The organism is Superficieibacter electus (genome assembly GCF_002915575.1).
Classification (GTDB): domain Bacteria; phylum Pseudomonadota; class Gammaproteobacteria; order Enterobacterales; family Enterobacteriaceae; genus Superficieibacter; species Superficieibacter electus.
Map to the genome: position 1 here is coordinate 49,832 of NZ_PQGD01000004.1, position 18,156 is coordinate 67,987.

At 54.6% G+C, this 18,156-nt stretch carries 16 protein-coding genes; 12 read left to right on the forward strand and 4 right to left on the reverse strand.

The window, feature by feature from the left end; translation table 11 throughout:
- Positions 1 to 91 precede the first annotated feature (91 nt).
- From gcvT to CHU32_RS05675, 4 genes are all read left to right on the forward strand, one after another.
- A complete protein-coding gene (gcvT, locus tag CHU32_RS05660) occupies positions 92 to 1,186 on the forward strand; it encodes a glycine cleavage system aminomethyltransferase GcvT (protein WP_103675320.1) in 1,095 nt (364 codons plus the stop codon).
- A 22-nt stretch (positions 1,187 to 1,208) separates the two neighbouring features.
- Positions 1,209 to 1,598 (forward strand): glycine cleavage system protein GcvH, encoded by a 390-nt coding sequence (gene gcvH / locus CHU32_RS05665; RefSeq protein WP_103675112.1) that lies wholly within the window; start codon positions 1,209 to 1,211, stop codon positions 1,596 to 1,598.
- Positions 1,599 to 2,059: 461 nt separating this feature from the next.
- Entirely contained in the window at positions 2,060 to 4,933 is a 2,874-nt protein-coding gene (gcvP, locus tag CHU32_RS05670) for an aminomethyl-transferring glycine dehydrogenase (RefSeq protein WP_103675113.1), read from the forward strand.
- A gap of 70 nt (positions 4,934 to 5,003) precedes the next feature.
- Positions 5,004 to 5,747: an SDR family oxidoreductase gene (locus CHU32_RS05675; protein WP_103675114.1), complete on the forward strand. Its 744-nt coding sequence runs from the start codon at positions 5,004 to 5,006 to the stop codon at positions 5,745 to 5,747.
- A 485-nt stretch (positions 5,748 to 6,232) separates the two neighbouring features.
- Here CHU32_RS05675 and CHU32_RS05680 read toward each other — a convergent pair whose 3' ends face one another.
- Positions 6,233 to 7,636, reverse strand: a complete 1,404-nt coding sequence (locus CHU32_RS05680; RefSeq protein WP_103675115.1) for a 6-phospho-beta-glucosidase — start codon at positions 7,634 to 7,636, stop codon at positions 6,233 to 6,235.
- A gap of 118 nt (positions 7,637 to 7,754) precedes the next feature.
- Positions 7,755 to 8,483, reverse strand: a complete 729-nt coding sequence (locus CHU32_RS05685; RefSeq protein WP_103675321.1) for a MurR/RpiR family transcriptional regulator — start codon at positions 8,481 to 8,483, stop codon at positions 7,755 to 7,757.
- 273 nt (positions 8,484 to 8,756) lie between these two features.
- On the opposite strand from CHU32_RS05685, the gene trhA reads away from it, so the two are divergent.
- A complete protein-coding gene (gene trhA / locus CHU32_RS05690) occupies positions 8,757 to 9,416 on the forward strand; it encodes a PAQR family membrane homeostasis protein TrhA (protein WP_103675116.1) in 660 nt (219 codons plus the stop codon).
- Between the two features lie 39 nt (positions 9,417 to 9,455).
- Here trhA and ygfZ read toward each other — a convergent pair whose 3' ends face one another.
- Entirely contained in the window at positions 9,456 to 10,439 is a 984-nt protein-coding gene (gene ygfZ, locus CHU32_RS05695) for a tRNA-modifying protein YgfZ (RefSeq protein WP_103750803.1), read from the reverse strand.
- Between the two features lie 248 nt (positions 10,440 to 10,687).
- Between ygfZ and sdhE the strand changes: the two genes are divergently transcribed.
- Together sdhE and CHU32_RS05705 are read left to right on the forward strand one after the other, a co-directional pair.
- Positions 10,688 to 10,954 (forward strand): FAD assembly factor SdhE, encoded by a 267-nt coding sequence (gene sdhE, locus CHU32_RS05700; RefSeq protein WP_103675118.1) that lies wholly within the window; start codon positions 10,688 to 10,690, stop codon positions 10,952 to 10,954.
- The gene (locus CHU32_RS05705) at positions 10,935 to 11,345 is read left to right on the forward strand and encodes a protein YgfX (protein ID WP_103675119.1); all 411 of its coding nucleotides are present in this window, start codon (positions 10,935 to 10,937) and stop codon (positions 11,343 to 11,345) included. Before sdhE ends, CHU32_RS05705 begins: the two co-directional genes overlap by 20 nt.
- A gap of 5 nt (positions 11,346 to 11,350) precedes the next feature.
- Here the strand turns inward: CHU32_RS05705 and fldB are convergent, their stop codons facing one another.
- Complete coding sequence (gene fldB, locus CHU32_RS05710) at positions 11,351 to 11,872, reverse strand: flavodoxin FldB (protein WP_103675120.1); 522 nt, start codon at positions 11,870 to 11,872, stop codon at positions 11,351 to 11,353.
- Between the two features lie 101 nt (positions 11,873 to 11,973).
- Here fldB and xerD point away from each other — a divergent pair, with 101 nt between their 5' ends.
- The 5 genes from xerD to lysS all read left to right on the forward strand — a co-directional run bounded on the left by xerD (position 11,974) and on the right by lysS (position 18,155).
- Positions 11,974 to 12,870, forward strand: a complete 897-nt coding sequence (gene xerD / locus CHU32_RS05715; protein WP_103675121.1) for a site-specific tyrosine recombinase XerD — start codon at positions 11,974 to 11,976, stop codon at positions 12,868 to 12,870.
- A 24-nt stretch (positions 12,871 to 12,894) separates the two neighbouring features.
- A complete protein-coding gene (dsbC, locus tag CHU32_RS05720; RefSeq protein WP_103675122.1) occupies positions 12,895 to 13,608 on the forward strand; it encodes a bifunctional protein-disulfide isomerase/oxidoreductase DsbC in 714 nt (237 codons plus the stop codon).
- A gap of 5 nt (positions 13,609 to 13,613) precedes the next feature.
- Positions 13,614 to 15,347, forward strand: coding sequence for a single-stranded-DNA-specific exonuclease RecJ (recJ, locus tag CHU32_RS05725; RefSeq protein WP_103675123.1), 1,734 nt, complete (start codon positions 13,614 to 13,616; stop codon positions 15,345 to 15,347).
- A gap of 182 nt (positions 15,348 to 15,529) precedes the next feature.
- Positions 15,530 to 16,628, forward strand: a protein-coding gene (gene prfB, locus CHU32_RS05730) for a peptide chain release factor 2 (RefSeq protein ID WP_103675124.1) whose coding sequence is annotated in 2 segments (ribosomal slippage) — positions 15,530 to 15,604 and positions 15,606 to 16,628 — 1,098 coding nt in all. Because the reading frame shifts where the segments join, the coding sequence is not laid out codon by codon here.
- A 9-nt stretch (positions 16,629 to 16,637) separates the two neighbouring features.
- Positions 16,638 to 18,155, forward strand: a complete 1,518-nt coding sequence (gene lysS / locus CHU32_RS05735; RefSeq protein ID WP_103675125.1) for a lysine--tRNA ligase — start codon at positions 16,638 to 16,640, stop codon at positions 18,153 to 18,155.
- The last annotated feature ends 1 nt before the right edge of the window (position 18,156 follow it).

The window sequence follows — 18,156 nt, forward strand, 5'->3', positions numbered from 1 at the left end:
GTGGTAAGTTCAGGACCAAGAGAACGTTTGCGTAGCCACCGTTTTACGGGTGAAAAACGCAGATTTGCCCGGCTTAATCAACGAGGAAAAGATGGCTCAACAGACTCCGTTGTATGAACAACACACGCAGTGCGGCGCGCGAATGGTGGATTTTCACGGCTGGATGATGCCGCTGCATTACGGTTCTCAAATTGATGAGCACCACGCGGTCCGGACTGATGCCGGTATGTTTGACGTCTCGCATATGACTATTGTCGATCTGCGTGGCAGCCGCACCCGGGAATTTTTGCGCTACCTGTTGGCTAACGACGTGGCAAAACTGAAGACGCCAGGCAAGGCGCTCTACTCCGGCATGCTTAACGCGTCTGGTGGAGTGATTGACGATCTTATCGTCTACTTCTTTAGCGAAGATTTCTTCCGTCTGGTCGTCAACTCCGCCACCCGTGAAAAAGACCTCGCCTGGATAACCCAGCATGCTGAATCTTACGCCATCGATATCACCGTGCGTGATGACCTCTCGCTGATTGCCGTGCAGGGGCCGAATGCACAGGCGAAGGCGACTGCGCTGTTTACTGAACAGCAGCGTCAGGCGGTGACGGGCATGAAGCCGTTTTTTGGCGTTCAGGCAGGTGATTTGTTTATCGCCACTACCGGCTATACCGGTGAAGCGGGCTACGAAATTGCGTTACCCAATGAGCAGGCGGCGGATTTCTGGCGGGCGCTGGTTGCGGCGGGGGTAAAACCCTGCGGGCTGGGTGCGCGCGATACGCTGCGTCTTGAAGCGGGTATGAACCTGTACGGGCAAGAGATGGATGAAGGCGTCTCTCCGCTGGCGGCAAATATGGGCTGGACCATTGCATGGGAGCCTGCCGATCGCGATTTTATTGGCCGTGAAGCACTTGAGTCCCAGCGTTCGAAGGGCACAGAACAGCTGGTTGGACTGGTGATGACCGAAAAAGGCGTGCTGCGTAACGAACTGCCGGTCCGTTTCACCGACGCGGCAGGCAACCCGCAGGAGGGCATTATTACCAGCGGTACGTTCTCGCCGACGCTGGGCTACAGCATTGCGCTGGCGCGTGTACCAGCCGGCATTGGCGACACGGCGATTGTGCAAATTCGCAACCGTGAAATGCCGGTGAAAGTGACAAAACCTGTTTTTGTTCGCAATGGTAAAACCGTTGCGTAATGTACCTTTTGGAGAATGAGCGATGAGCAATGTACCTGCGGAACTGAAATACAGTAAAGAACACGAATGGCTGCGTAAAGAGGCGGACGGTACTTATACCGTCGGCATTACTGAACACGCACAGGAACTGCTGGGCGATATGGTGTTTGTTGACCTGCCAGATGTTGGCGCGACCGTTAGTGCGGGCGATGACTGCGCGGTGGCGGAGTCCGTAAAAGCGGCCTCCGACATTTATGCGCCAATTAGCGGCGAAATCGTGGCGGTCAACGACGCGCTGGGTGACTCACCGGAACTGGTCAACAGCGAGCCGTATGCAGGCGGTTGGATTTTCAAAATCAAAGCCAGCGATGAGTCTGAAATTGACGCCCTGCTGGACGCCACCGCCTACGACGCGCTGCTGGAAGACGAGTAAATCCCATGCCGGATGGCTGCGCCTGTCCGGCCTCAACAGTGCCACCGGGCATCCGGTTGGCACAATGATGACGCCGGAATAAACACCCATTTGTAGGCCCGGTAAGCGCAGCGCCACCGGGCATCCGGTTGGCACAATGATGACGCCGGAATAAACACCCATTTGTAGGCCCGGTAAGCGCAGCGCCACCGGGCATCCGGTTGGCACAATGATGACGCCGGAATAAACACCCATTTGTAGGCCCGGTAAGCGCAGCGCCACCGGGCATCCGGTTGGCACAACGATGACGCCGGAATAAACACTAATTTGTAGGCCCGGTAAGCGCAGTGCCGCCGGGCATCCGGTTGGCACAATGATGACGCCGGAATAAATACCCATTTGTAGGCCCGGTAAGCGCAGCGCCACCGGGCATCCGGCCTACGAAGATCACGATTCACCGAATGTTTCAGGAACCCTCGCTCATGACCCAGACGTTAAGTCAGCTTGAAAACAGCGGCGCTTTCATTGAACGCCATATCGGACCCGATGCCGGGCAGCAGCAGGCAATGCTCAACGCCGTTGGTGCCACGTCACTGGATGCGCTGATCGGCCAGATTGTGCCAAAAGACATCCAGCTTGCCACGCCACCGCAGACAGGTGACGCCGCCACGGAATACGCCGCGCTGGCGGAACTGAAGACCATTGCCCGCCGCAATAAGCGCTTTACCTCGTTCATCGGCATGGGATACACCAACGTCCAGTTGCCGCCCGTGATCCTGCGTAATATGCTGGAAAACCCGGGCTGGTACACGGCCTATACGCCGTATCAGCCGGAAGTGTCCCAGGGGCGTCTGGAAGCACTGCTTAACTTCCAGCAGGTCACGCTCGACCTGACCGGGCTGGATATGGCCTCCGCCTCACTGCTGGATGAAGCGACCGCCGCCGCCGAAGCGATGGCGATGGCAAAACGCATCAGCAAGCTGAAAAATGCTAACCGTTTCTTCGTGGCCGTTGATGTCCATCCACAGACTCTCGACGTGGTGCGCACCCGCGCGGAAACCTTCGGTTTTGACATCATCGTTGATGATGCAGATAAAGTGCTGGATCACCAGGATGTCTTCGGCGTGCTGTTGCAGCAGGTCGGCACGACCGGTGAAATCCACGACTACAGCGTCCTCATCAGCGAGCTGAAGTCGCGTAAAATCGTCGTCAGCGTCGCCGCTGATTTTATGGCGCTGGTGCTACTGACCGCACCTGGCAAGCAGGGGGCGGATATCGTCTTTGGCTCTGCCCAACGTTTCGGCGTACCGATGGGTTACGGCGGTCCGCATGCCGCTTTCTTTGCCGCAAAAGACGAATTTAAACGTTCCATGCCGGGGCGTATTATTGGCGTGTCGAAAGATGCCGCAGGCAACACGGCGCTGCGTATGGCAATGCAGACCCGTGAGCAGCACATCCGCCGCGAGAAAGCTAACTCCAATATCTGTACTTCACAGGTGCTGCTGGCCAACATTGCTAGCCTGTATGCCGTGTACCACGGACCGGCAGGGCTGAAACGCATTGCCAATCGCATCCATCGTCTTACTGATATTCTGGCGACCGGCCTGCAGCAGAAAGGATTGAAACTCCGTCACGCTCATTATTTCGATACGCTTTGCGTAGAAGTGGCCGATAAAGCCGCCGTGCTGGCGCGTGCTGAAGCGGCGGAGATTAACCTGCGCAGCGATATTCACAACGCGGTAGGCATTACGCTCGATGAAACGACCACCCGCGACAACGTGCTGGCGCTGTTTACCGTACTCCTTGGCGACGATCACGGGCTGGACATTCATGCGCTCGACAAAGACGTCGCCCACGACAGCCGCGCCATTCCTGACGCCATGCTGCGTGATGACGCGATCCTGACCCATCCGGTGTTCAATCGCTACCACAGCGAAACCGAGATGATGCGCTACATGCACTCCCTGGAGCGTAAAGATCTGGCGCTGAACCAGGCGATGATCCCGCTCGGCTCCTGTACCATGAAGTTGAACGCTGCCGCAGAGATGATCCCCATCACCTGGCCGGAATTTGCTGAACTGCATCCATTCTGCCCGGCAGATCAGGCCGAAGGCTATCATCAGATGATCAATCAGCTTTCCGACTGGCTGGTAAAACTGACGGGCTATGATGCGCTATGTATGCAGCCGAACTCCGGCGCACAGGGTGAATACGCGGGCCTGCTGGCGATCCGCCATTATCATGAAAGCCGTAACGAAGGCCATCGTGATATCTGCCTGATCCCCAGCTCTGCCCACGGGACTAACCCGGCGTCAGCCCAGATGGCGGGGATGCGTGTGGTGGTGGTTGCCTGCGATAAAAACGGTAACATTGACCTTAGCGATCTGCGTGCCAAAGCCGAACAGTCGAGCGAAAATCTTTCCTGCATCATGGTGACCTACCCGTCCACTCATGGCGTGTATGAAGAAACCATCCGCGAAGTCTGCGAAATCGTGCATCACTTTGGCGGTCAGGTATACCTCGATGGCGCGAACATGAACGCCCAGGTCGGCATTACCTCGCCGGGCTTTATTGGTGCCGATGTTTCCCACCTCAACCTGCATAAAACGTTCTGCATCCCGCACGGCGGTGGCGGCCCGGGGATGGGACCGATTGGCGTCAAAGCGCATCTGGCACCGTTCGTGCCGGGACATAGCGTGGTACAAATTGAAGGTATGCTGACCCGTCAGGGCGCGGTTTCCGCCGCACCGTTTGGCAGCGCATCCATTTTGCCGATCAGCTGGATGTACATCCGCATGATGGGCGCAGAAGGGTTAAAGCAGGCAAGCCAGGTAGCAATCCTCAATGCCAACTATATCGCCAGCCGTCTGAAAGAGGCTTTCCCGGTGCTGTACACTGGCCGTGACGGCCGCGTGGCGCATGAGTGCATTCTTGATATTCGCCCGCTTAAAGAAGCTACCGGCATTAGCGAGCTGGATATTGCCAAGCGCCTGATTGACTATGGTTTCCATGCGCCAACGATGTCCTTCCCGGTGGCGGGAACGCTGATGGTGGAACCAACGGAATCAGAAAGCCAGATGGAGCTGGATCGCTTTATTGACGCGATGCTGGCGATCCGTGCCGAAATCGCTCGCGTGCAGAATGGCGAATGGACGCTGGACGATAATCCGCTGGTTAACGCCCCTCATACGCAGCGGGAGCTGGTCGCGGAGTGGCAGCATTGCTATAGTCGTGAAGAGGCCGTTTTCCCGGCTGGATCGGTGAATAAATATTGGCCGACGGTTAAACGCCTTGATGATGTTTATGGCGATCGTAATTTATTCTGCTCCTGCGTACCGTTGAGCGAATATCAATAATAAAGGCTACAGTATGATAAGCCGGGTCAGCGTTCGCGCTACCCGGTTTTTTTTATCAGCAGGAGGGGAAATGGCCATAGCACTGATAACCGGAGCCAGCCGGGGCATTGGACGGGCAAGCGCCTTACAACTCGCGGATGAAGGCTATACGGTGGCGGTTAATTTTCACCACAATATTCAGGCGGCAACCGAGGTTATTGATACCATTTCTGAAAGCGGCGGTCGTGCGTTCTCGTTACGTGCTGATATCAGTGATGAGTCGCAGGTGATAGCGATGTTTGATGCTATCGATCGTACGGGCGAACCGCTTACCGCGCTGGTGAACAATGCGGGAATTTTATTTGAACAAAGCACGATTGAGAATTTAACCGCGGAACGGATTAACCACGTATTGACCACCAATGTCACCGGGTACTTTCTTTGCTGCCGTGAAGCGGTGAAACGCATGTCGCACCGGCACGGTGGGCAAGGGGGAGCCATCGTTAATGTCTCTTCCGCGGCTGCGCGACTCGGTGCACCTGGCGAATATGTGGATTACGCCGCCTCAAAAGGCGCGGTGGATACGCTTACCGCAGGGCTGGCGCTGGAAGTTGCCGCGCAGGGAATACGTGTAAATGGCGTGCGGCCAGGATTTATTTATACGCAGATGCACGCTTCAGGCGGTGAGCCAGGGCGCGTGGATCGGGTAAAATCGCTTTTGCCAATGCAACGTGGCGGCCAGCCGGAGGAGGTGGCGCAGGCGATCGCCTGGCTACTGAGTGAGAAAGCCTCCTACGTGACGGGAAGTTTCATCGAACTGGCGGGCGGGAAGTAAGTGACTATAGCGTTACGAGACCCGTGTTGCCGCTCTTGCCCCTCACCCCAGCCCTCTCCCTGAGGGAGAGGGAGCCGATCGGCGTTGTCATCTTGTGCAGTGAATGTCGAAACGCCCTGAGTTATCCACCGAACGTTCCCTCTCAGCATCGTGTCGTCCACCGCACGTTCCCTCCCAGCATCGTATCGTCCACCGCACGTTCCCTCTCAGCATCGTATCGTCCACCGCACGTTCCCTCTCCCTGAGGGAGAGGGTTAGGGTGAGGGCAATTGCGACTTAGAGACTCTCGCCGTTACTGGCGATCACACCCTGATACCACGCAAAGCTTTTCTTGCGTGAAGAGGGAGCCGAGCGGCGTTGTCATCTTGTGCAGTGAATGTCGAAACGCCCTGAGTTATCGACCGAACGTTCCCTCTCAGCATCGTGTCTTCCACCGCACGTTCCCTCTCCCTGAGGGAGAGGGTTAGGGTGAGGGCAATTGCGACTCAGAGACTCTCGCCGTTACTGGCGATCACACCCTGATACCACGCAAAGCTTTTCTTGCGTGAACGGGACATGTCGCCGGTGCCGTCGTCATGTTTATTCACATAAATAAAGCCGTAGCGCTTGCTGTACTGCCCCGTCGTGAAAGATACACAGTCGATACAGCCCCATGGCGTATAACCCATCAGATCCACGCCATCCACGGTAACGGCTTTAATCATTTCTTTTATATGCGCACGCAAGTAGTCGATGCGATAGTCATCGTTGATACTGCCATCATCTTCAACCTTGTCGTACGCGCCAAAACCATTCTCAACGATGAATAACGGCTTCTGATAGCGCTCATAAAGCTCACATAAAGCGTAGCGCAAACCAACCGGGTCAATCTGCCAGCCCCAATCGGAAGCCTTAACATGTGGGTTAGCAATTTTTCCCTCTTCGGCTTTCACTGCGTTGGACATGTAATAACTGAAGCCAAGATAAGCGCAGGTTCCTTCGCGCAGAAGTTGCTCGTCGCCCGCTTCCATATTGATCGTAAATCCGTGATGTTCCCATTCCTTGAGCACATATGAGGGATAATAGCCGCGCATTTGAACGTCGGTGAACAGATAGCGTTCACGCATAACTTCCTGCGCAGACATTACATCTTCCGGCTTACAGGAAAACGGATAAACAGGGGACATCGCCAGCATACAGCCCACCTGCATTTCTGGATTAATACGCCGTGCAGCTTTTACTGCCAGAGCGCTGGCAACAAACTGGTGATGTAATACCTGGTACATCGTCTCTTGCGGATTGTCGTGGTCGGTAAATACCACGCCAGAGCAGCAGTAGCCAAATAGCGGCACACGCCAGTTGCGCTGGTTATTAATTTCATTAAAGGTCATCCAGTATTTGACCTTATTTTTGTAGCGCTCGAAAACCACTTCCGCGAAGCGAACAAAGAAATCCACCACGCGACGGCTGGTCCAGCCACCGTACTGTTGCACCAGGTGCAAGGGCATCTCAAAGTGGGAGAGGGTGATCACCGGTTCAATATTGTATTTGAGCAGTTCATCAAACATGTCGTCATAGAACTGTAGCCCTTCTTCGTTCGGCTGAAGCTCATCGCCCTGCGGGAAAATACGCGTCCAGGCGATAGAAGTGCGAAAGCATTTGAAGCCCAGTTCGGCAAAGAGTTTTATATCCTCTTTATAATGGCTATAAAAATCGACTGCTTCATGATTAGGGTAATATTTGCCTGCAACGACTTGCTCTGTGATCTCACGCGATACGCCATGAGCACCCCCTGTCAGTACGTCACAAACGCTGGGGCCTTTGCCACCTTTGTTCCAGCCGCCTTCCACCTGATGTGCAGCGACTGCTCCGCCCCACAGAAAATCCTTTGGTAATGTTAATTCTTTCATTTTGGCACAGCCTCAGGTTATTACTTTCTGCGTCTGAGTCTGGCAAATACGTTAATAAATGTCACGATATAACAAATAGTGCAGGTTGTGATTTGTTACATCGAAAAAACACTGTGTTTTAGCCGAGTTTTTTTGCCAGCTTGCGGCCCAGAGATTCGAGAATATAAATAACCGGTACCTGGGTAGTTATATCATACACACCGCCTACTCGTGTCTGAGAAACGTGCCACGAGAGGTTAAAGTCGGCCAGCTTTGCCAGTCGTGACTGCTCATGGCTGGTAATGGAAAGCACCTTACAATGGTGGAGGCTGAACTGGCTGGCAAAGCGCAAAATCTCTTCCGTTTCGCCAGAAACAGACAATACAATTGCCAGTGCATTCTTCGCCATATCGTTGGTCACCGGAAAATAGGGATCGTCGATGTGGTTACTGAATTTTCCGACATTAGAAAAGAATCGTGCACCATATTTTGCCAGCGAACCAGAGGTGCCTGCGCCTACAAAAATAATACGCTCAGACGCGAGAATAATATCGACCGCGCGATCTAATAATTTATCAAACTCATCATTATTCACGCTCTTAAAAAAACTAATAATTTCGCTGGCACCAAAGTCAGGCTGCTGTGGTTCGTTCTGTTCAAGATAGAGTTTAAAACGCACGCGAAATTCCGAATACCCCTCGCAATTGAGCTTGCGGCAAAAGCGTAACACAGTGGTGGTTGACACTTCAGCCGCATCCGCCAGCTCGCGGATGGTCATATACATGACGGCATCGCGGTTTTTGATGACATAGTGATAAACCTTCATCTCAAGGTTGTTCAGCGTGGCGATAGCAGAATGGGTAAAAATGCTCACGGTCGCGATAATCCAGGGTGAAAACAGAAGTCACTATTATGCCGTTTAACGGCTGCGTTCGGGAAGCCTGATACGATTCTTGCCATGTGTTTGATTTTTAACCGCAAAAAAAGAAACATCTGTAAGTTTATTTTTGCGATTATCTTTTTGATTTTAAGTTCATTATTTTACGCTAACTTTTATTTTAGCGAACAGGTGTTCACTGGAATCATTCTCAGTTACTCTAGTGGCGCATCGTGCATGTCGTCAGTTCTTCCGGAGTTCACTATGGGTCGTAAACCGTTAATGACGCAGGGATATTCACTGGCAGAGGAAATTGCTAATAGTATCAGCCATGGTATTGGGCTGGTGTTCGGTATCGTGGGACTGGTTTTGCTGCTGGTACAAGCGGTAGACAGCAACGCCAGCGCGACGGCCATCACCAGCTACAGCCTGTACGGCGGCAGTATGATCCTGCTTTTTCTGGCCTCAACGCTCTACCACGCCATCCCCCACCAGCGGGCCAAAATATGGCTGAAAAAGTTTGACCATTGTGCGATTTACCTGTTGATCGCCGGGACCTATACGCCATTTCTGCTGGTGGGACTGAATTCACCGCTGGCGCGTGGGCTGATGATCGTCATCTGGAGTCTGGCGCTGCTGGGGATTTTGTTCAAACTGACCATTGCGCATCGATTTAAAGTCTTGTCACTGGTGACCTACCTGGCAATGGGCTGGCTGTCACTGGTTGTGATTTATGAAATGGCGGTTAAGCTGGCGGCGGGGAGCGTTACGCTGCTGGCAGTGGGCGGTATCGTCTATTCGCTGGGGGTGATTTTCTACGTCTGCAAGCGTATTCCGTATAACCACGCCATCTGGCACGGCTTCGTTCTCGGCGGCAGCGTGTGTCACTTCCTGGCGATTTATTTGTATATTGGGCAGGTATAAGCGTCCCGGCAGCACGGCGCTTGCCGGGGCAGGTAAAACTTAATTTTCTTCCAGCGAATACGGCAGCGGCTCAATATGCAGTGTATTCACGTCATCACGCACGCGAAAGACGCTGTCTGGCTCCATGTCGTTATTCATCACCGCCTGACCCAGCACGCGACCGTCGTCCAGCTGGACGGCGGCCAGCACGGTGCCGGTGCGACGCCAGTTTTCACCCATTTGCAGCTCCAGATCTTCCCCGGCTTGCGGCACGCGGCCGGCGTGGCCTGCCAGCGACCAGAGCGCACGTTTGTTCGCGCCACGGAATTTGGCGCGGGCGACCATCTCCTGTCCGGTATAGCAGCCTTTTTTGAAGCTGATACCGCCCAGTGCCTGCAAATTGGTAGCCTGCGGGATAAACTGCCCGCTGTTTGCCGCGTCGATGACCGGCAGACCCGCTTCGATATTCAGCGCCAGCCATTGCTGGCTGTTATTAAACTGCGCCTCGCCGCGCAGGGCATCGGTAACGCGCTGCGCGGTAGCCGCATCGGTCACCAGCAGAAAGCGCTCGTCGGGATGCGCAAACCACAGCAGCGACGTTTCCCCGTCTTTCACCACCGGTTTGTCGGCGTCCGGTAGGGTGCTGAACAGATTTGCCAGCGCGGCACGCGCCTGAAATCCGGCTACGCCCAGCAATACGGACTCATCGTCAGCGGCAATAGTCACTTTGGAAAATACCGCGTATTTTTTTAGCTCGGTAAGCTGTGCATCACGCAGGCTGCGGCGCTCAATCCACGCAAAGCCACCCGCATGGTGGAACAGGCGCATGTTGCTCCACATCTTGCCTTTGGCATCGCAGTGCGCCGCCAGCAAATGCTGATGTTCGCTTAATGCGGCTACGTCGGCCGTCACCTGACCCTGCAAATACTTTTCGCTGTCCGCGCCGCTAATGGTAGCCAGTGCCCAGTCATCAAGTGTCATAAGCGTCAGCGGCAGACGCGCAGAGGCGGAAGGCTGGCGCGGAGGAAACGGAGTAAAAGCCATAATGTTGTCCTGGTTGCATAACGCGAAGTAAGAATATAACTCATGGTAAAAGAGCCAGTTGCCATTGCAAGCGCTTTTAACAGGCCTTTTGTGCCGTTTTCGACGATTAACCAGCAAGGAGATAGTGAGGAAATAATTAATTTTACAGGTTTTTAAGTGGAATCAGCCTCGCATCGCACAATAATCCTGTAAAGTAAGTCATTAAAACGCGTTACACTAACCCGATATAGCGACGCAGGATTGAAAACATGGATATTAATAATAAAGCCCGTATCCACTGGGCGTGCCGCCGCGGTATGCGCGAGCTCGATATTTCCATCATGCCTTTTTTTGAATACGAGTACGACACGCTGAGTGACGATGACAAACATCTCTTCATTCGCCTCCTGGAATGCGACGATCCGGATCTGTTTAACTGGTTGATGAACCATGGAAAACCCGCTGATACTGAGCTACAACGCATGGTGCAATTAATTCAAACACGGAATCGGGAACGTGGTCCTGTGGCAATCTGATTTACGCGTCTCCTGGCGCTCACAGTGGCTATCTCTTCTGATTCATGGTGTGGTCGCTGCCATTATTCTGCTGATGCCGTGGCCGTTAAGTTATATGCCACTATGGCTGCTGCTGTTATCGCTGGTGGTCTTTGACTGCGTGCGTAGCCAGCGGCGTATTAACGCCTGTCAGGGGGAAATCAAGCTGATGATGAACTCTCGCCTGCGCTGGCAAGGGCAGGAGTGGGAGATCACGGGTGCGCCGTGGATGCTGAAAAGCGGCATGATGCTCAGGCTGCGCAAATTAGGTAGCCGGCGGCGACAGCATCTGTGGCTGGCAGCGGATAGCATGGAAAGCGGTGAATGGCGGGATCTGCGCCGGCTGTTAATGCAACAGCCAGCGCGACATTAACAGGCTCAGGAGAAATGCTCAGCCATTTCCATAAGGATTTGCTCACACCACGTCTGGATGCGCTCATCACTGAGATCGTACTGGTTGGTTTCATCCAGGGCGAGGCCGACGAACAGTTTACCGTCAGCGATAATCGGTTTTTTACTGGTAAATTCATAGCCTTCAGTGGGCCAGTAGCCAATGAATTTGACCTCATGGGCGACCAGTTCATCGTGAAGCATACCGAGCGCGTCAAGAAACCACTCGCCGTAGCCTAATTGATCGCCCATGCCATACAGGGCAACGAGTTTGCCCTTCAGGTTTAGCGCACTGAGGTGTTCCCAGATGGCTTCCCAGTCTTCCTGAATTTCGCCGAAATCCCAGGTAGGAATGCCCAGAATAAGGACATCGTACTGTTCCATCAGCGTCGGGGAATCATCTTTCAGGTTGTGCAGCGTGACCAGTTCCGGCCCGATGATGTCGCGAATTTTCTCTGCCGCCATCTCGGTGTAGCAGGTGCTGGAACCGTAGAAAAGACCTATGTTCATTGCGTAAACGTCTCAATTCTTGCTGTGACTTTGCGTCCAGTGTACCAGAAACGGGAATTAATCAGGCATAATGCAGCAGCAGAAAGGGTAAAGAGGCACGGATGGAACAGGATCTTGCACGTATAGAACAGTTTCTTGATGCGCTCTGGCTGGAGCGTAACCTGGCGGAAAATACGCTCAGCGCCTATCGTCGCGATCTGACTATGCTGGTGGAGTGGCTGCATCACCGGGGGCTATCTGTGGAGCTTGTCCAGCATGATGATCTCCAGTCGCTGTTGGCAGAACGTCTGGCAGGTGGTTATAAAGCGACCAGTTCCGCGCGATTGCTAAGCGCCACGCGGCGGTTTTTCCAGCATCTGTACCGTGAGAAGGTCCGCGCTGACGATCCGAGTGCGCTGCTGGCCTCGCCAAAGCTGCCGCAGCGGTTGCCGAAAGATTTATCCGAGCAGCAGGTTGAACGCCTGCTGCAAGCGCCGGTCACCGATCAGCCGCTGGAATTACGCGATAAAGCGATGCTGGAAGTCCTGTACGCCACCGGCCTGCGGGTTTCAGAATTAGTCGGGCTGACTATGAGCGATATCAGCCTGCGGCAGGGCGTGGTGCGGGTGATCGGCAAAGGCAATAAAGAGCGGCTGGTGCCGCTGGGCGAAGAAGCGGTGTACTGGCTGGAAACCTGGCTGGAGCACGGTCGCCCGTGGTTATTGAACGGCGTCTCCATCGACGTGCTGTTTCCCAGCCAGCGCGCTCAGCAGATGACCCGCCAGACCTTCTGGCATCGCATTAAGCATTATGCGGCTCTGGCCGGTATCGACAGCGAAAAGTTGTCACCGCACGTGCTGCGTCACGCGTTTGCCACCCATTTACTTAACCACGGCGCGGATTTGCGCGTCGTGCAAATGCTACTGGGCCATAGCGATCTTTCTACGACGCAAATCTACACCCATGTAGCCACTGAACGCTTACGGCAATTACACCAGCAGCATCATCCGCGTGCGTGATTGCCCGATCTAAAAGGATAAGATATGAAAAAAGGTTTATTGCTCCTCTCGCTGTTGACGACGGCCTTTAGCGGTCTGGCTCAGGCAGACGATGCGGCAATCCAGCAGGCGCTGACCAAACTTGGCGTGCAAAGTACCGACATTCAACCTTCACCCGTTGCTGGCATGAAAACCGTGCTGACCAACAGCGGCGTGCTGTACGTGTCTGATGACGGCAAGCATATGATCCAGGGACCACTGTATGATGTCAGCGGCGCTCAGCCGGTCAATGTCACCAACCAGTTGTTGATGAAACACCTGAACGCGCTGGAAAAAGAGATGATCATCTATAAAGCGCCACAGGAGAAATACGTTATCACCGTCTTTACCGACATCACCTGCGGTTATTGTCACAAGCTGCATGAAGAGATGAGCGATTACAATGCGCTGGGGATCACCGTGCGTTATCTTGCCTTCCCGCGAGCCGGCCTGCAAAGCCAGCCTGAGCAGGATATGAAAGCCATCTGGTGCGCCAAAGACCGCAACAAGGCTTTTGATGATGCAATGAACAGCAAAGGCGTTAAGCCGGCGTCCTGCAACATCGACATTGCCGATCATTATGCCCTCGGCATCCAGTTTGGCGTTAACGGCACCCCGGCTATCGTTCTGAGCGATGGCAACGTAGTGCCGGGTTATCAGGGGCCGAAAGAGATGAAAGCGTTCCTCGACGAGCATCAAAAACAGACCGGCGGTAAATAATTCGCGTGAAACAACCGATACAACTACGCCGCCGAGAGGTGGATGAAACCGCGGATCTCCCTGCCGATGTGCCCGTCCTGCTGCGACGCCTCTATGCCAGTCGCGGCGTAAAGCATGCGCAGGATCTGGAGCGCGGCGTCAAAGGCATGCTGACCTGGCAGCAGTTGACCGGCATTGAGAAAGCGGTCGATATGCTTTACAACGCCCTTCGCGAAGGGCTTAGGATCGTCGTGGTCGGCGACTTTGATGCCGATGGGGCAACCAGTACCGCGCTCAGCGTGCTGGCACTGCGGGCGCTGGGCTGTGAGAGCGTGGCCTACCTGGTGCCGAACCGTTTTGAAGATGGCTACGGCTTAAGTCCGGAAGTGGTCGATCAGGCGCATGCGCGCGGTGCGCAGATGATCATGACCGTGGATAACGGCATTTCATCCATTACCGGCGTCGAGCGGGCGCATGCCCTGGGAATACCGGTCCTGATCACCGATCATCACCTGCCCGGCGACACGCTGCCAGACGCTGAAGCGATCGTTAATCCTAACCTGCGCGACTGCCCCTTCCCGTCGAAATCGCTGGCGGGCGTGGGCGTGGCGTTTTACCTGATGCTGGCCTTGCGTGCGCACCTGCGTGAGCAAGGTTGGTTTGAGGCGCGTGGTATTGCCATGCCCAACCTGGCCGAGCTGTTGGATCTGGTGGCGCTCGGTACGGTAGCGGATGTGGTGCCGCTGGATGCCAACAACCGTATCCTGACCTGGCAGGGGCTGAATCGCATTCGCGCAGGGAAATGTCGGCCAGGCATTAAAGCCCTGCTGGAAATTTCTCGTCGTGAACCGCACCGGCTCGCCGCCAGCGACTTGGGGTTCGCCCTGGGGCCACGGCTGAACGCCGCCGGACGGCTGGATGATATGTCGGTCGGCGTTGCGCTGCTGCTGTGTGAGAACATCGCCGAAGCGCGGGTGCTGGCAAGCGAACTTGATGCGCTCAACCAGACGCGCAAAGAGATCGAGCAGGGGATGCAAATCGAAGCGCTGGCGCTGTGTGAAAAGCTGGAGCGCAGCCGCGAGGCGCTGCCCGGCGGGCTGGCGATGTATCATCCCGAATGGCATCAGGGAGTAGTGGGCATTCTGGCCTCGCGGATTAAAGAGCGTTTTCACCGTCCGGTGATTGCCTTCGCGCCTGCCGGAGACGGTACCCTGAAAGGCTCGGGCCGTTCCATTGCTGGTCTGCATATGCGCGACGCGCTGGAGCGTCTGGATACCCTCTACCCGGATCTGATTATCAAATTCGGCGGTCATGCAATGGCAGCCGGGCTGTCGCTGGACGAAGCGCGCTTTGACGAATTCCAGCAGCGTTTCGGTGAGCTGATTACTGAATGGCTCGATCCGGCATTATTGCAGGGGGAAGTGGTTTCCGACGGACCGCTCTCGCCCGGCGAGATGACGCTGGAAATCGCAGAGATGCTGCGCGACGCCGGTCCCTGGGGGCAAATGTTCCCGGAACCGCTGTTTGACGGCCGCTTCCGCCTGCTACAGCAGCGCATCGTCGGCGAACGTCATCTTAAAGTGATGGTCGAGCCGGTCGGCGGCGGTCCCTTACTTGACGGTATCGCGTTTAATGTGGATACCACCTGTTGGCCGGACAACGGCGTGCGCGAGGTTGAACTGGCTTACAAACTTGATATTAATGAGTTTCGCGGCAACCGCAGTTTGCAAATTATTATCGACCACATCTGGCCGATATAGCCTCTGACATTAACCGTCAGTTTCAAAATCCGGCAGATGATTATGGCGAGTCTGCCGGGTATTTTTGACCTTACATCGCGATACATCCCGACTAATTTTCTGTGTATAAAAAAAGCCGTGAATTGGGTACAATCTCACCCTTATAACTGCATTTTGACACGTCCAATAAAAGAAACCTGACTATGTTTGAAATTAATCCGGTAAAAAACCGCATTCAGGACCTCACGGATCGCTCCGGCGTTCTTAGGGGGTATCTTTGACTATGATGCCAAGAAAGAGCGTCTTGAAGAAGTAAACGCCGAGCTGGAGCAGCCGGACGTCTGGAACGAACCTGAACGCGCGCAGGCGCTGGGTAAAGAACGCTCCTCTCTTGAAGCTATCGTTGAAACACTGGATCAAATGACTCAGGGGCTGGAGGATGTTTCCGGACTGCTGGATCTGGCGGTCGAAGCCGAAGACGACGAAACCTTCAACGAGGCTGTCGCCGAACTGGACGTGCTGGAAGAAAAACTGGCGCAGCTGGAATTCCGCCGCATGTTCTCGGGTGAATACGACAACGCTGACTGCTACCTTGATATCCAGGCCGGTTCCGGCGGTACTGAAGCGCAGGACTGGGCCAGCATGCTGGAACGTATGTATCTGCGCTGGGCAGAAGCGCGCGGCTTTAAAACCGAAATTATCGAAGAGTCTGAAGGTGAAGTGGCGGGTATCAAATCCGTGACTATCAAGATCTCCGGTGATTACGCCTACGGCTGGCTGCGTACCGAAACCGGCGTACACCGTCTGGTACGTAAGAGTCCGTTCGACTCTGGCGGCCGTCGCCATACCTCGTTCAGCTCCGCGTTTGTTTACCCGGAAGTGGACGACGATATTGATATCGAAATCAACCCGGCCGACCTGCGCATCGACGTCTACCGCGCGTCCGGTGCCGGTGGTCAGCACGTTAACCGTACTGAGTCGGCCGTCCGTATTACGCACATTCCGACCAACACGGTGACCCAGTGTCAGAACGACCGTTCTCAGCATAAAAACAAAGACCAGGCCATGAAGCAGATGAAAGCGAAGCTTTATGAGCTGGAAATGCAGAAGAAAAATGCTGAGAAACAGGCGATGGAAGATAACAAATCTGACATCGGCTGGGGTAGCCAGATCCGTTCTTATGTCCTTGATGACTCTCGCATTAAAGATCTGCGCACCGGGGTTGAAACCCGTAACACGCAGGCGGTGCTGGATGGCAGCCTGGACCAATTCATTGAAGCAAGTTTAAAAGCAGGGTTATGAGGAACCAACATGTCTGAACAACACGTACAGAGCGCTGACGCGGCGGCCGATCTTAATAATGAACTGAAAGCACGTCGCGAGAAGCTGGCTGGTCTGCGCGAGCAGGGAATTGCCTTCCCGAACGATTTTCGTCGCGATCACACCTCAGACCAACTGCACGCTGACTTTGATGCCAAAGAAAACGAAGAGCTGGAAGCGCTGAACATTGAAGTAACCGTGGCTGGCCGTATGATGACCCGTCGTATTATGGGCAAGGCGTCCTTTGTTACCCTGCAAGATGTAGGTGGCCGCATTCAGCTGTATGTTGCCCGTGACGACCTGCCGGAAGGCGTTTACAACGAGCAGTTCAAAAAATGGGACCTCGGCGACATCCTCGGCGCGAAAGGCAAACTGTTCAAAACCAAAACCGGCGAGCTGTCGATCCACTGCACCGAACTGCGTCTGCTGACCAAAGCGCTGCGTCCACTACCGGACAAATTCCACGGTTTGCAGGATCAGGAAGCGCGCTACCGTCAGCGCTATCTCGATCTCATCTCTAACGATGAATCGCGCAACACCTTTAAAGCACGTTCGCAGATCCTGGCGGGTATTCGTCAGTTCATGGTCGGCCGCGGCTTTATGGAAGTGGAAACCCCGATGATGCAGGTGATCCCTGGCGGCGCGTCTGCGCGTCCGTTCATCACCCATCATAACGCGCTGGATCTGGACATGTACCTGCGTATCGCGCCGGAACTGTACCTGAAACGTCTGGTGGTCGGTGGTTTTGAGCGTGTGTTCGAAATCAACCGTAACTTCCGTAATGAAGGCATCTCCGTTCGCCATAATCCAGAGTTCACCATGATGGAACTCTATATGGCATACGCGGATTACAAAGATCTGATCGAGCTGACCGAATCCCTGTTCCGCACGCTGGCGCAGGACGTTCTGGGCAAAACTGAAGTGCCTTACGGCGATGTGACGTTTGATTTCGGCAAGCCGTTTGAAAAACTGACCATGCGCGAAGCCATCAAGAAATACCGTCCGGAAACGGAAATGGCCGAGCTGGATAATTTCGACTCTGCTAAAGCGATTGCCGAATCTATCGGTATCAAACCTGAGAAGAGCTGGGGCCTGGGCCGCATCGTGACCGAGATCTTCGAAGAAGTGGCAGAAGCGCATCTGATCCAGCCGACCTTCATCACCGAATATCCGGCAGAGGTTTCTCCACTGGCGCGCCGTAACGACGTGAACCCGGAAATCACCGACCGCTTTGAATTCTTCATCGGCGGCCGTGAAATCGGTAACGGCTTTAGCGAGCTGAACGATGCCGAAGATCAGGCGCAGCGCTTCCAGGATCAGGTTGATGCTAAAGCGGCGGGTGATGACGAAGCGATGTTCTTCGACGAAGACTACGTGACCGCGCTGGAACATGGTCTGCCGCCGACCGCCGGTCTGGGTATTGGTATTGACCGTATGGTCATGCTGTTCACCAATAGCCACACCATCCGCGACGTGATCCTGTTCCCGGCGATGCGTCCGGTGAAATAAG

Coding starts and splice junctions, on each gene's coding strand:
- gcvT (WP_103675320.1), top strand. CDS start 92: ATGGCTCAACAGACTCCGTTGTATGAACAACACACGCAGTGCGGCGCG.
- gcvH (WP_103675112.1), top strand. CDS start 1,209: ATGAGCAATGTACCTGCGGAACTGAAATACAGTAAAGAACACGAATGG.
- gcvP (WP_103675113.1), top strand. CDS start 2,060: ATGACCCAGACGTTAAGTCAGCTTGAAAACAGCGGCGCTTTCATTGAA.
- CHU32_RS05675 (WP_103675114.1), top strand. CDS start 5,004: ATGGCCATAGCACTGATAACCGGAGCCAGCCGGGGCATTGGACGGGCA.
- CHU32_RS05680 (WP_103675115.1), bottom strand. CDS start 7,636: ATGAAAGAATTAACATTACCAAAGGATTTTCTGTGGGGCGGAGCAGTC.
- trhA (WP_103675116.1), top strand. CDS start 8,757: ATGGGTCGTAAACCGTTAATGACGCAGGGATATTCACTGGCAGAGGAA.
- ygfZ (WP_103750803.1), bottom strand. CDS start 10,439: ATGGCTTTTACTCCGTTTCCTCCGCGCCAGCCTTCCGCCTCTGCGCGT.
- sdhE (WP_103675118.1), top strand. CDS start 10,688: ATGGATATTAATAATAAAGCCCGTATCCACTGGGCGTGCCGCCGCGGT.
- fldB (WP_103675120.1), bottom strand. CDS start 11,872: ATGAACATAGGTCTTTTCTACGGTTCCAGCACCTGCTACACCGAGATG.
- xerD (WP_103675121.1), top strand. CDS start 11,974: ATGGAACAGGATCTTGCACGTATAGAACAGTTTCTTGATGCGCTCTGG.
- dsbC (WP_103675122.1), top strand. CDS start 12,895: ATGAAAAAAGGTTTATTGCTCCTCTCGCTGTTGACGACGGCCTTTAGC.
- lysS (WP_103675125.1), top strand. CDS start 16,638: ATGTCTGAACAACACGTACAGAGCGCTGACGCGGCGGCCGATCTTAAT.